Annotated in this window: 3 protein-coding genes; 1 reads left to right on the forward strand and 2 read right to left on the reverse strand. The window is 73.3% G+C overall.

Annotated features, from left to right (window positions below):
• Positions 1–461 precede the first annotated feature (461 nt).
• Positions 462–932, reverse strand: coding sequence for a lamin tail domain-containing protein (locus AB0D18_RS21875; RefSeq protein WP_362420923.1), 471 nt, complete (start codon positions 930–932; stop codon positions 462–464).
• Between the two features lie 602 nt (positions 933–1,534).
• Complete coding sequence (locus AB0D18_RS21880) at positions 1,535–1,696, reverse strand: carbohydrate-binding protein (RefSeq protein WP_362420926.1); 162 nt, start codon at positions 1,694–1,696, stop codon at positions 1,535–1,537.
• Between the two features lie 267 nt (positions 1,697–1,963).
• Between AB0D18_RS21880 and AB0D18_RS21885 the strand changes: the two genes are divergently transcribed.
• Positions 1,964–14,341 carry an amino acid adenylation domain-containing protein gene (locus tag AB0D18_RS21885; protein WP_362420929.1) on the forward strand — a complete coding sequence of 4,126 codons (12,378 nt, stop codon included), beginning with the start codon at positions 1,964–1,966 and terminating at the stop codon, positions 14,339–14,341.
• Positions 14,342–14,393 lie beyond the last annotated feature (52 nt).

Here is a 14,393-nt window from a genome sequence, read left to right on the forward strand (position 1 = left end):
CTGGCGAAGGTCAGGCCGGGCACCCGCGCCGAGACCCAGATCGTCGCCACCAACGGCCGGCCGAAGGCCGCCTGCTGGTCGACGCACCCTGACCGCCCGGAGCGGGTCGGACGCCGGCGGGCTGCGTGGTCCTCCTGGATGCGGCAGGTCCCGAGGGGGCACCGCGGGCCGGGCCGTGCGGCGCCCTACGGCGTGCAGGGGGCAACTGCCGTCGTCACCGGGGCCGGAACCCTCAGGGTCATCCTCTGGTGGGTGCCCGCTTCCGGCACGGTGAAGCCTGCGCGAGCGGCACCGCTTCGGGGGCTCGCACAGCGCTTCGCCCCGCCGGGAGGCGGGGCGAAGCAAGGGACCGGGCCGGTTCGGCAGCGTCCCATTCGGGCGGGTCCCGTCCCTCATGGCCGGTGGTCTTGCGCTCCGGCCGGGACTCGGACCGTAGTGCCGAGCGGCACCCGTCCGTGGGTTCAGTGGTGGTGGTTCCAGGACTTGCTGTCGATGTGGTGGCCGCGGCGGTCCTTCAGGACGGCGGTGCCCCGCTTGTTGTCCCACACGTAGTGGCGGGAGTCCTGGAAGACGTCCGTGCGGGTGTCACGGCCGATACCGGTGTGGACACGGACCGTGGAGCGCCCAGCCAGCCGTACTCCGTGGAAGGTGAAGCGGTGGCCGGCCCTGTCGCTGAGGGTCCAGCCTTCGAGGTTGACCGGCTTGCGGGAGGTGTTGCGGACGTCGACCCATTCCGCGTTGCGCGAGCGGTTGGAGTTGTCGTCGTGCCCCGGGCTGTCGTACTGGATGCGCCCCAGCTCCACCGCCGACCTTGCCGGAGCGGGCTGGTGGTCGCGGTCGGCGGCGACGGCCGGTGCGGCGAGCGCGCTCGCCGCGGCACCTGCCGCGAGAGTGGCAGCGATCAGAGCGCGGGTGGTACGGGAAGAAGACAAGAAGAACCCCTTCATGCAGGTGGCCGGCCGACCCGCTGAAGGGCCGGTCCGGTTCAGCCGAGTGATTGCCGGCTGAGACCCACACTGTGAAGCTTCAACGTCCTCCTGACAGGGCGCCCGGTTCGCGTTACTGAACACGGACATTCCCGTAACCCTCGCCTGCACCACCCACCTACCCCCTGACAGGACGTCAGCTCGCACGTTCCTGCCGGCCGCCCCCCAAGCCCTCTCCGGTGCCAGGAGGCCACGGACGGCTTTGCGCCACCCGGCACGCCACCCCGCCCACCCCCGGCCCACCGCTCCCTTCCGGGTAACGGCTGCAGAGTCGCTCTTTCCGCACACCCACCGTGCTTCCGAATGCACACACGACCTCCGCCGTGCGGACTGTGATGCATTCCGGGATTACCCGCATGCGTTCGGTGGAGCCGGGTCGGCACATGTGGACAACGTATGGACGGCATGTTCCCGGTTGGGCCTTGACGGACGTCGCAGGCGACCGGACGGGCCGTCCCCTCGCGCCACCACGGCCGTGGGTGTGGTGGCGCGTGTCGCGCGGGCCTGTCCGGGGGCGAGGAGATTGCCGCCCGGAACAAGCCGATCTATCAGGTTTCGTACCGCTTCCAGATCTTGACGGCACTCTTGGGGCTGTTCGCCGAGTTGGACTTGTGCGCCACCAGGCAGAGGTAGTGCTTGCCGTTGAGGGCCGTGCGGTCGTTCACCGCGTACTGCTGATTGACTTTCCACGCCGAAAATCCTGCGGCCATGCGATGGCCCCCTTCCCAGGTCGGCACGCTGCCGACGTCGCAAATCATCCCACGGGCGCGTGGCCCGCAGCCCCGGCAAGCTCGGCGACGAACGTCGGACTGAGCTGGACGAGCTGGGATGCGGTGGGCTGCGGTGGGCTGCGCGCACGGCAGGTGGGCCCACCTCCGACCGGGGGCGCGGGCTCAGGGGCCCGCTGTCTGCCCCACACTGGAGTGCAATCCTCCGCGACCGTGTCCCGCCTCGCCCACGTACGACCGAACGGACTCATGTACCCCGAAACGCTTCTGGACGTACTGCTGGACGCGGCCCGTCAGGCCCCCGAACAAGGCGTCGTGCACGTCCGCGGCGACGCAGGCGAGTCGGCCGTCACCTTCCGGCAGCTCCTCGAGGAGTCCCTGCGCGTCGCGGGCGGCCTGCGCGCCGCGGGGGTCGCGCCCGGTACCTGCCTGCCCCTGCTCGCGGAACGCAGCGAGGACTTCCAGCCCATGTTCTGGGGCGCGCTCGCTGCCGGTCTGGTCCCGGTGCCGCTCGCGCCCGACGCCCGGCGGGTCGGTCCGGTGTGGGAGCACCTCGGCCGCCCGCCCGTCGTGGTGGACGCGGCGTGCGCGAGCGTGGCGGACGAACTGCCGCAACCGGTCGAGGTGTTGCGGCTGGAAACGTTGCGGGGCTGCCCCACGCCGGCCGAGGCCGCCACGCCGGCCCACCTCGCCACGCCGGCCCCCGGCGACCTGGCGTTTCTTCAGTTCTCGTCCGGCAGCACCGGGGCCCCCAAGGGGGTGGAGCTCACCCATGCAGCCGTGGTGGCCAACCTGCGTCAGATCATCGCCGCCTCCGCTCTCTCCGAGCGGGACGTCCTGGTCAGCTGGATGCCCCACTTCCACGACATGGGCCTCATCGGAACTCATCTGGCGCCGCTGGCGGCGCGCGCGAAGCAGGTGCACATCGGTCCGCTCTCGTTCGCGAAGAGTCCGCGCCTGTGGGTCGACGTGGCCGCCAGGCACCGGGCCACGGTCCTGTCGGCCGCCAACTTCGCGCTCGCGCTGGCCGTTCGGCGCATTCCCGACGAGGTGCTCTCCGGGCTCGACCTGAGCCCCGTACGGCTGATCCTGGTGGGCGCCGAACCGATCTCCGCGACGGTGTGGCGGGCCTTCGCCGCCAAGATGCGGCCGGCCCGGCTGGACCCGCGGGCGGCGACTCCCGTGTACGGGCTGGCCGAGGCCACCTTGGCCGTCACGTTCCCGCCGCTGGGCGAGGTGGCCGTTCCGGTCTCCCTGGAGCGGGTGGCGTTCAGCCGGGGCCTGGCCGTGGAGCGCGAACCGGGCGGTGACGCGCTGGAAGTGATGGACGTCGGCATACCGGTGCCCGGCTGTTCGGTCCGGATCACCGACAACTTCCGCCGGCCACTGGGCGACCGGCAGGTGGGACACATCGAGGTGAGCGGCCCCCAGGTCGCCCGCGGCTATCACCGGTTGCCGCAGGCGTCGGCGGGGACCTTTACCGGCGCCTGGCTGCGCACCGGGGACATGGGGTTCCTGAGGGACGACCGGCTGTGTGTCAGCGGCCGCCACAAGGACGTCCTCTTCCTCAACGGCCGTACCTTCCACGCCCCCGACATGGAGGAGGTCGCGCGCGCGAGCCCCGGGCTGCCGCCGGGAAACCCGGTGGTGATCGGCTCGACCGACCCGGCGACCGGCGGCGAGCGGGTGCTGGTCCTCGTCCCCTGGGCCCGGCCGCCGCGCGGCGCCTGCGAGGTCCTGGACGAGGTCGCACGGCGGATCCGTGGTGCGCTGGGCCACGACGACGTACGTGTGCTCGCGCTGCCGCCGTCGGCCTTCCCGCGGACCACGAGCGGCAAGCTGCAGAGGCATCGGATGCGGGCGCGTTACGAGGCGGGTGCGTACCGGCCGCTCGCGTCGTCCGGGATTCCGGACGACGCCGCGGCCGGACCGGAGGGCGGGGCGTCGGACTGCCCGTCGACCGGGCCGTCGACCTGGCCGTCGACCTGGCCGGAGGGGCCGCGCCCGGTGCCCCGCCACCGCGGTGAGGTGCGGCAGACGGTGCGCGACGCCTGGGCCCGCGTACTGGGACTGCCCGAGGCGTCCTTCGGAGACCGTGACCGGTTCGCCGAGCTGGGCGGCACCTCACTGAAGGCCATGGAGACGCTTGCCGAGCTGGAAAGGGCCCTGGAAATCACTCTGGGCCCTGCCGTGATGCGCAACGACACCGTCGCCGCGCTCACCGACCATCTGCTGGCCGCGACGGGGGAGAACTCTGCGCCGAGGTCGCTCACCACGAACGAAAGGGCGGTACCGCACGCGGCGGGCGACAGGAGCGCGACGGCGGTCGTCGCGATGGCCTGCCGGTTCCCCGGCGCGAGCACACCGGAGGAGTTCTGGGAACTGCTGACGGCCGGCCGTGACGCCGTCACCGACGTGCCGCCGGGCCGCTGGGGCACCGCGCTTGCCGATGAGGTGCCGGCCGGGCCGCCGCCCACCGTGACCCATGGACGCCGGGGGGCGTTCCTGGACGACCCGTACGCCTTCGACGCCGGGCACTTCGGCATCGGCGACGAGGAGGCCCGCACGCTGGATCCGCAGGCCCGGATCTTCCTCGAACTGGCTCACGAGGCCCTGGAACGGGCCGGTTACGCCGGGCTCCGAAGGATCGGCCTGCGGGTCGGTGTCTTCGCCGCCGCCGGAGACAGCGGCTACCGGCAGATCCTCGCCGACGCCTCCCCGGCAGCGTCCGCGACGGCCCTGACGGGCAACCTGCCCAGCCTGATGGCCGCCCGGGTCTCGCACTGCCTGGACCTGGACGGCCCGGCGCTCGTCGTGGACACCGCGTGTTCATCGGGTCTGGTCGCCCTGCATCTGGCGCGGCGCAGCCTCGCGGACGGTGAGTGCGACATCGCCGTCGTCGGCGGGGTCAACCTTCATCTCACTCCGGACGGGTACCAGGCCCTGGAGGCCGCACAGGCGCTGTCGCCCGGCGGACGCAGCCGCGCCTTCAGTGCGGCGGCCGACGGGTTCGTACCCGGTGAGGGAGGTGCGGCCCTCGTCCTGCGGCGCCTGCCGGACGCCCACCGGGACGGCGACGAGGTGCTCGCCGTCGTGCGGGGCACCGCGGTCAACAACGACGGCGCGTCGCTGAGCCTGATGGCGCCCAACCCCCTGCGGCAGCGGGAGGTGATCACTCGCGCGTACGAGGCCTGCGGCGTCGACCCGGCGTCCGTGACGTATGTCGAGGCGCACGGGACGGGCACGGCCGTAGGTGATCCCATCGAGCTGCGGTCCCTGGCGCACGCCTTCCCGGCCGGTCCTGACGGCCGGCCGCGGCTGCTCGGCTCGGTGAAGACGAACATCGGGCATCTGCTGAACGCGGCAGCCCTGCCCTCACTGGTGAAGGTGGTGCTGGCGCTCGGGCACGGACGACTGCCGGCCTCCCTCTCTCACACGCCGCCGTCGCCCGCGGTCGAGCGGTCCGGATTCGCGCTGGTCACCGAGGAGACTGCCTGGCCGTCGTCCGGTCCCCGCAGAGCGGGCGTCAACGCCTTCGGGTTCGGCGGCACGAACGCGCACGCGGTGCTGGAGCAGGCGCCGCCTGCTGCGGGTCGTGCTCAGCAGGCACCGCCGGCTGCAGGTCGTGCTCAGCAGGCACCGCCGGTGGCCGAGCACGCTCCGCGCGGGGGCGGCGGTCCGCACCTGCTGACGCTGTCGGCGGGCAGCAAGGCCGGTCTGGACGGCTGGGCGTCCCGCATCCTGGAGCACCTGTCCGGCCACCCCGAGCTGGACGAGGGCGAGGTGTGCCTGGCCGCGGCGACGGCCCGCGACGAGGGCGCGCACCGCCTCGCCGTGGTGGCCGACGGCGACCTCCGCGAACGCCTGGCCGCAGCCACCGCTCCCGGTGGCGGCCACCTGCCGGGAACAGCCACGGGGACGGTGACGAACCGTCCGCGGACCGTCTTCATGTTCCCCGGCCAGGGTGCGCTCCGGCCGGGCCAGGGCCGTGCGCTCTACGCGACGGCGCCGGTCTACCGCGAGACACTCGATGAGGCGTCCGCCCGGGTCGGCGCGGTGAACGGGCGGGAGCTGACCGCCTGGTGCGTCGACGCCGACGTGGACGCGCGGGCCCAGGCCGCCACCGAAGTGGCGCAACCGCTGCTCGTGGCCCACGGGGTGGCGCTCGCCCGGCAGTTGCTGGCATGGGGCGTACGGCCGGACGCGCTGGTCGGGCACAGTGTCGGCGAACTCGCCGCCGCCTGCTCCGGCGGGATGCTGTCGTTCACCGACGCGCTGGCATTCGCGGCGCAGCGCGGACGGCTCATGGGGGCATCGACCCCGCTGGGCGCGATGGTGGCGGTACGGGGAGCCGAGGAGGAGGTCGTGGACGCCCTGGTCGCGGCGGATCCGGGAGACCTCGCGGTCGCCGCGTACAACGGTCCCGGCAGGCTGGTGCTCTCCGGAAGCCCCGGCGCGATCGGGCGGGCGGCGGAGCGGCTCTCCGCGCGGGGCGCGGCCGTACGCATGCTGGAGGTGTCGCGCGCCTTCCACTCGCCCCTGATGGAACCGATCGCCCAGGCCCTGGCCGACGCGGCGCGCACCGTGGAGGTCACGGCTCCCGGCCTGCCGGTGATGAGCACGCTCACCGCCGAGTGGCATCCGCCCATGGACCCGGACCACCTGCGTGAACACGCCCTGCGGCCGGTGCTGTTCGGGCGGGCCGTGACGCGGCTGCTGGAGGAGGGCTACGACACGTTCGTGGAACTCGGCCCGCAGGAGAGCCTCGCGGGTCTCGTACGTGCGGCTGCCGCCCGGCACCGGAGTGCCGGTACGGCGGACACCGACGGAGAGGTGCTCGTGCTTTCCGCCCCCTCCGAGCCGGAGCGTCCCCGAGCGCCCCGGGGCGGAGTCGTGGGCGGAAGGCGGGAGAACGCGGGCGGAGGGCGGGAGACAACGGGCGGAGCCCGGGAAGCCGCAGGCGCGGCGCAGGAGGCCGCGGGCGGAGCACAGGAGGCCGCGGGCGCGGCGCAGAAAGCCGCGGGCGCAGCGCGGGAAACCGCAGGCACAGCAACAGGCGCGGCCCGGGCAACCGCAGGCGCCGCGCAGGAAGCAACGGGCGGAGCACAGGAGGCCGCGGGCGCGGCGCAGGAAGCCGCGGGCGCAGCACAGGACGCCGCGGGCGGAGCGCGGGAGTTGCTGGAAACGGTGGCGCGCTTGTGGGCTCGCGGTGTGGGGCTCACTCGTGCGGAACCCGACTCGGGCCGACGGCGAGCTCCTCTGCCGCCCTACCCGTACCAGCGGCGCCGCTACCTGCCCGGGGCCAGGGGGCACCCACTGCTGCGCCACGTCACCTGGCGGACCGGGTCCCTGACCACGGACCATCGCTGCGGACCTGTTCTGGTGGCCGGCGCCGACCCGACGGCCGTGCGCGAGCTCACCCGACGCCTCGCGGAACGAGACGTACAGGTACAGACGGACGTGACTGCCGGCACCCGTCCCGAGGCTGTGCTTCTCCTGGCCGGACCGGCCGGTCACGGCACGGCAGCGGATCTCGACCGGACCCAGCGCGCGCTGGTCACGGCGTTCCAAGAGGCCCTCGCCCTGTTCGATCTGACGAAGGCCCGACGGCTGCTGGTCGTGACCGAGGACGTGCACGTCACCGGGTACGGATGCGAACGGCCGGACCCGGCGCAGGCGGTGCTGGGCGGTCTGGCACTGGCCGTGCCGTCGGAGTACGCCGGAGCGGTGGCCAACTGGGTCGACCTCTGTTCACTGGACGATGCCGGGCAGCGGCTCGAAGCCGTCCTCGCCGAGGCGACGGCGCCGCAGGCGCCCGGAGCCGTCGCCTGGCGGAACGGACAGCGGCTGGTGCGGACCGTCGCGGCGGAAGCGGCGGAAGCAGTGGAGGCGGCAGAAGCGGTGGAAGCGGCGGAGCTGCCCGGCACTTCGGGCCGGCTGCCCGCCGACGGCACCTTCCTGATCACCGGCGGCGGTGGGGGCCTCGGTTCCGCACTGGCCCGGGAACTCGCCGTCCGTGGCCGACCGGTGCTCTGGCTGACGGGACGTTCCCCGCAGCCGCCCGCGGGTCTGCTGGAGGAGCTCGCCGGTCTCGGCGCCGACGCCCGTTACCACCGGGCCGACCTCACCGTGCGGGACGACGTCGAGGCGCTGGTGGCCGCGCTGCCTGAGGTGGACGCCCTCTTCCACGCGGCAGGAGTGGTGCGGCCCGGCAGTCTGCGCGGGACGAAGGCGGAGGAGATGGCAGAGGCGCTGGGAGCGAAGACGCTCGGCACTGTGCTGCTGTCCGAGGCGTTGCGCCGGCGGGGTCGCCACCCCGGGGTGTGCGTGGCGTTCTCCTCCGTCTCCTCGGTACTGCCCGGACTGGCCGGGGCACTTGGTTCCTACGCGGCCGCGAACTCCTTCCTGGACTCGTTCGCCGGCGCCGAGCGGCAGGCGGGGCGGCCGTGGCTGTCGGTGAACCTCGGGCCGTTCGCAGAGACGGGTCTCGCCGCCGCGTTCCCCGGCGACGTACTCACTCATGAGGCGGGGCGGCCGCTGGCGACCGCGCCGGCCCTGGCGGCCCTGATCTCCGCCTGCGGCACGGACCTCGCTCAACTGGTCATCGCCGACAAGGCAGTTCGGCCCGATCGCGCGCCCACCCGGGCCGTGCATCCGCGAGGGCCACTGCCCGCGCCACGGTCCACGACCGGACACCCAGCCGCCTCGACGGACGTGGTGACCTCCCCCGCCCCCGCCGCCGCCCTGCTGCGTGAACTGCTGTCGCAGTCACTGGGAGTTCCGGCGTCCGCCGTGGACGACGACGCGCCGTTCCTCTCGATGGGGCTGGATTCGCTGGGCGCGGTCGACCTCGCCAAGCGGCTCGAACGCAGAGTGGGGCGGCCGCTGCCCGCCACACTCTTCTTCGAGTACCGGACCGTGCACGAGCTGGCAGCCCACCTGGACACGGCCACCGAGCCCGTGACGGACTCCGCCCCGGCTCCCCTGACACCCGTACAACTGGCCCTGCACACCAGCAGCCGGCTGCACCCCGACGTACCGGCCCGCGGTCACCTCCGTATGACGGTCCGCGGCCCCCTGGACACCCATGTGCTCGGCCTGGCACTGGCCGAACTGGCGGAACGGCACGGCATGCTGCGCGTGCGGGTCGACGAGTCGGGCACCGGGCCGGTGCAGCACCTGGCACCCGCCGCGCCCCTGTCGGCCTGGTACGAGATCCGCGAGTGCGGTGCGGAGCAGGTGGCCGGCCTGGAGACGGTGCTGTGCAACCAGCCCTTCGATCTGGCCTCGGGACCGCCGGTGCGGGCCGTGCTGCTCCGTCAGGATCCGTCCCTCGCACACCTGTTGCTGGTGGTGCACCATGCGGCGGCGGACGGGTACAGCCTGAACGTCCTGGCCGAGGACCTGTGGTCGCTGTACACCGTGCTGTGGCGGGGGGAGCTCCCGGCCCCGGAGCCGGACGCCCCGAGCTTCACGGCGTACGCCGCGCTGAGCGCCCGGTCCGCCGGCACAGGCGCGTCGGACGCCGACCGCCGCTACTGGGCGGACCGCCTGGCCGGGAGGCGCGAGCCGCTGCGGCTGCCGTACGACGGTGATCCCGACGCGCCCCCCTCGGGCCCCGTCCGGCAGCACTACGGCTCGCTCGACGCGACGCTCACCGCCCGCCTGGAGCGGCTGGCCGCCGCACACGAGGTGTCCCTTTTCCATCTGTTGCTCGCCGCCTACGTACACTGCCTGGCGCGGTGGACGGGGCGCCAGGACATCGCGGTCAACGTGGCCCGTGCCCGGCGTGAAGAACGCTTCGAGGGGATGGGCCGGCTCGTCGGCCCCTTCGCCGACACCCTCCCCCTGCTGTGCGACACGGCCCTCGGCGAGCCGGTCACCGCGCTGGCCGAACGGCTGCGCCACACCTGGCGGGAGAGCGAACGTCACTCCACGGTGAGCAGTCTGGATCTGGCCGGCCTCCTGCCCGCCGGTGGTCCGCGCACGGTGAGCCCGGCGGGCTTCAGCTTCGCCCGCTTCCCGGCACACCTCGGGGCCGACTGCCCGGTCGAGATACGCGCCGACGCGGCCGGAACCGGCTCTGCCGCAACCCGGCTGAGCCTGCTGTGCTGGGCGGACGGGCCCATGCTGCGCATGTCGTGGAACTTTCCGGACCGGCTGTTCGAACCGGCGACGGTGGCCCGGCTGGACCAGGAGTACCGCGAGGAACTCGCCGCGCTGTGCACCTCCCCGGAACACTCCGTACCGGAGTCCGGCATCCCCTTGGCGCCCCTGCCGCCCGTTGAGGCGGACGCACCGCCCGGTGTGGTCGGCCGGCTGCTGCGGCAGTTCCGTGCCACGCCCGACGCGACCGCCGTGGAACATGGCGGGACGGCTCTGACCTACGCGGCACTCGACCGCGCCTCCCGGCTGCTCGCCGCCCGGTTGCGCGCCGACGGCGTACGCACGGGCCAGTTGGTCGGTCTGCTCACCGAGCCGGGTCCCGACACCGTGATCGGTGTGGTCGGCATCCTGCGAGCCGGGGCCGGCTGGGTTCCGCTCGACGCGGCGCATCCCCCCGCCCGGCTGGCAGACCAGCTGAGGCGTGCGCATGTCTCCACCGTGGTGTGCCACGCGCCGACCCTGCGCACGGCAGACTCTCTCGACGGCGTACGGGCGGTACGCGGTGACGGCCCGCCGGAACCGGAGGCGGACGACCGCGTCCCCCTGCCCGTACCCGACGCCGGGACCACCGCGTACGTCATCTTCACCTCGGGTTCCACCGGGCGCCCGAAGGCGGTCCCGATCACGTACCGGGCGATGGAGAACTACCTCGACTGGGCCGTCGCCACCTTCGGCTACGGCGTCGGTGACCGCCTGGCGCAGACCGCGTCGCCGTGCTTCGACGCCTCCGTGCGCCAACTGCTCGCGCCGCTCCTGGTGGGCGCGACCGTGGTGACCGTACCGCGAGAGCTGTTGCGGGACCCCGAGCTGCTCCTGGCGTACGCGGAACGGACCCGGATCACCGTGTGGAGTTCCGTCCCGACACTGTGGGAACAGCTGTTGTCAGCCGCCGAGGAGCGGGTGCGACGGGGAGCAGGGCGACCGGACCTGTCGGCGCTGCGCTGGGTGCACGTGGGCGGCGAGGCACTGCCCGCCCCGTACGTACGCCGCTGGTTCGACCTCTTCGGCGCCGGACAGCGCATCGCCAATCTGTACGGCCCCACTGAAACGACCATCAACGCCACCTGCCACGTCATTACGGCGCGTCCGGACGACGACCTGAAGACGCTGCCGATCGGACAGCCGGTCACCGGTACCGACCTGCTGATCGTCGGAGAGGACGGGGCACCCTGCCGTCCTGACGAGCCGGGTGAACTGCTGATCGCGGGAGTGGGTCTGACGCCCGGCTACCTCGATGAACCCGAGCTGACCGCCCAGGCGTTCACGGTTCTGGACGGGCGCCGGTGGTACCGCAGCGGCGACCGGGCCAGGCGCCGTGGAAACGGAACTCTGGAGTTCCTCGGACGCATCGACGGCCAGGTGAAGATCCGTGGCAACCGGGTGGAGCCGGGAGAGGTCGAGGCAGCCCTCCAGACCCATCCCGGCATCGCACAGGCCTCGGTCGTCGCAAGCGAGGGCCGGCTGCTGGGGTACGTCACCGCCCGTCCCGGAGCCGGGCGACCGGAACCGCGCACGGTTCGCCGCCACGTGACCGGCCTCCTTCCGGCCTACATGGTCCCGGCGCGGATCACGGTGCTGGACGAGCTGCCGCTCACCGGGACGGGCAAGGTCGATCGCCGTGCGCTCGCCGATCTCCCCGTACGGGAGGAGAGTGCCGGCTTTCCGCCCGAGGGCTCGACCCTCACACCGACGGAGCAGCAACTGGCCGCCATTTGGCGGGAGTTGCTGGGGATCGATGCCGTCTGCCGGGAGGACGACTTCTTCGATCTGGGCGGGGACTCGATGCTCGTCCTCCAGGTGTTCGCGCGGCTCGGCGAGGTCAGGGCACCGCTGCCCCGGCCGACCGTGGTCTACGAACACCGCACCCTGGCCGAGCTCGCCGCGGTCGTGGACGCGACGGTCGCGGGAGCGCACGGCGGCACCACCGCGGCCCGTACCTACGAGGCTGCCGCGACGACTTCGCACCATCAGGACCCCTTCCCCGTCACGCCGGCCCAGCGCGGTTTCCTGCTCGCGGAGGCCATCTCGCCCGGCACAAGTGGTTCCTGGCCGGCGCGGCTGCGGCTGTCCGGCAGGCTGGACCCCGAGGTGTTCCAGGCTTCGGTGGACCTGCTCGTGGAACGCCACGGCATGCTGCGTACGGTCTTCCCCTCCGGTACCCGGCCACCCGTTCAACAGGAGCTTCCGCCGTCGCTGCGGCTGCCGGTCGTCTTCGAGACGCTCACCGACCGCGCCGAGGTGGCCGAACGTGCGGCGGCAGAGGCGGAGCGACGCTTCGAACCGTGGGCCTGGCCGCTGCTGCGGCTCCGGGTCCTCAGTCTCGGGGAGCAGGAGCACGTGCTCCTGGTGCACGCACACCACCTCATCGGCGACGGGTACAGCGCCGCGCTGCTCGTACAGGAGCTGACGGCGGTCTACGACCGGCTGGCCGCGGGCCGCGCCGCTGACCTGCCCGCGCCCCGCGCCACCTTCCGCGACCACGCCCTGCTGCCGGCCGACGAGCAGTCCGGCAGAAACGCGCCGGGCACCGCGGAGCGCAGGACCCGGGTGGACGCCCCGTACCGGCCTCCGGTGCTGCGCGGCGACGAAGGGGGAAGTGGCGCGGGGCGTGCAGCGCCACCCTTCCGTTCTTCGGGGTTCGTATCTTCGGGGTTCGTACTCGACGCGGATCGGACGGCTGCGCTGCGGGCACTCGCGGCGCAGGCGGGGGCGACGCTGTACGCGCCGCTGCTCACCGCTTATTACCAGCAGTTGGCCCGGCTGACCGGCCGCAGGGATCTGATCGTCGGCCTGGCGGTGAGCGGCCGCGACCGCGCGCTGCCCGACGTGCACCGGATCTTCGGTCCGTTCGCCACCGCCGTGCCCGTACGGCCTGCGGCCGGGCAGGACGACGAGCGCGTGGCAGCGGACTTCGGTGAGGCCCTGCGCCGGACCGTGGCCGAGGCCGAGGCGGCGCGCAGGCACGAGGACGTCGTGCCCCGCGATGTCCACGGTCTTCCGCTGACGTCGCAGTTCTTCTTCACCTTCCTCGACTTCTCCCTGCCGGCCGCCTCGCACGAGCAGTCGCTGACCGTGTCGTGGGACGAGGGGGACGAGGGGGACGAGGGGGACGACGGGGACAGCGCGTTCGCGCCGCCGTCGTCGGCGACGGACGTCTTCCTCGCCGTACGGCCGGAGGGCGCCGGGCTGCGGGTGACGGTACGAGGATCCACCGCGGCCTTCTCCCCGGCCGCGCTGGAGGACTTCGCGCGGGCGCTCCAGGAACGGCTCGCACGAGCGGTGGGCATGCCTGGCGCGGACTGCCCGCCGGGTTCTGCGTCGGGTCGGCGGAAGACGATGGACGCCGCGCTGGTCGGCTATCTGCCGGCCCCCGGTCATCTGGTGCGACTGGCGGGACCGGCGGGACTGCCCGAGGACTCGCTGCGGCGGGAGGACCTGCGCGAGCTGCTCTTCCCCGACGGCGCGCCGCGCCTGCTGGAGACGGTCCACACCCCGCTGGGAAGCTCGGGTTTCGTCTGCGTACCCCTCTTCGCCGACGAACTGGACCGGGACGCCGGGCTCGTCGCGCACTTGGCCCGTGCGGTGTCGCTCGCCTCGTCACTCGGAGCCCGGTCCGTCTCGCTGGCCGGGATGATTCCGTCGCTGACCGGTTACGGCTTCGACGTACTGCGTTCCGCGGACGGACCCGCGGCCGTGACGACCGGGCACGCGGCGACCGTCGTCTCGGTGGTCCGGACGGTGCACGCGGCACTCGAAGCCACCGGGAAGGATCTCGCGGACCTGGAGGTGGCGTTCGCCGGGCTCGGCTCGATCGGCGCCTCCTCCCTGGAACTGCTGCTCTCCCGCGCCACCCGGCCGCCACGGCGGCTGGTGCTGTGCGACGTACCCGGCAGCGGGCCCCGGCTGCTGAAGTTGGCCCAACGGCTGCGGGAGCGTGGCCTGGTGGGCAAGGTGGAGGTGGCGGAGTCCCGTCCCGCACTGCCCGACGCGGTGTACGAGGCCGGTCTGCTGGTGACCGCGGTGAGCGGCTCCGGCGCGGTACTGGACGTGGACCGGCTCGCGCCGGGCACGGTGGTGGTCGACGACTCCTTCCCGCACTGCTTCGACACCGGCCGGGCACTGGCGCGGATGCGGGAACGCAGAGACGTCCTCGTGCTGGGCGGTGGTCTCCTGCGCTTCGGCGAGCTGAGCCGTGAGGTCGCCGAAGGGCTGCCCGCTCCGGCTGCGGCCGGCTATCTGGCCCAGCCGTGGATCGAGGGAACACTCGCCTCCTGCCGGGTGGAATCACTTCTGCACGCGGCACACCCCGAACTGCCGCTGGTGCACGGCCTGGTGGACACGGCGGCGGCCCACGCCTACTGGGAGGCCGTGGAGCACGCCGGGGTGACGGCGGGGCCGCTGCACCTGCTGGGTCATACGGTCGGGCCGGATCCCCTGGCCGGTGTGCCTACAAGTCCCTGAGCTGCGGGTCCGGTGTGACGACAGGTCCCGGTGGTGCGGGTGGGGACGCCGC

It is taken from the genome of Streptomyces sp. NPDC048442, assembly GCF_040651475.1.
GTDB lineage: Bacteria > Actinomycetota > Actinomycetes > Streptomycetales > Streptomycetaceae > Streptomyces.

Coding starts and splice junctions, on each gene's coding strand:
- AB0D18_RS21880 (WP_362420926.1), bottom strand. CDS start 1,696: ATGGCCGCAGGATTTTCGGCGTGGAAAGTCAATCAGCAGTACGCGGTG.
- AB0D18_RS21885 (WP_362420929.1), top strand. CDS start 1,964: ATGTACCCCGAAACGCTTCTGGACGTACTGCTGGACGCGGCCCGTCAG.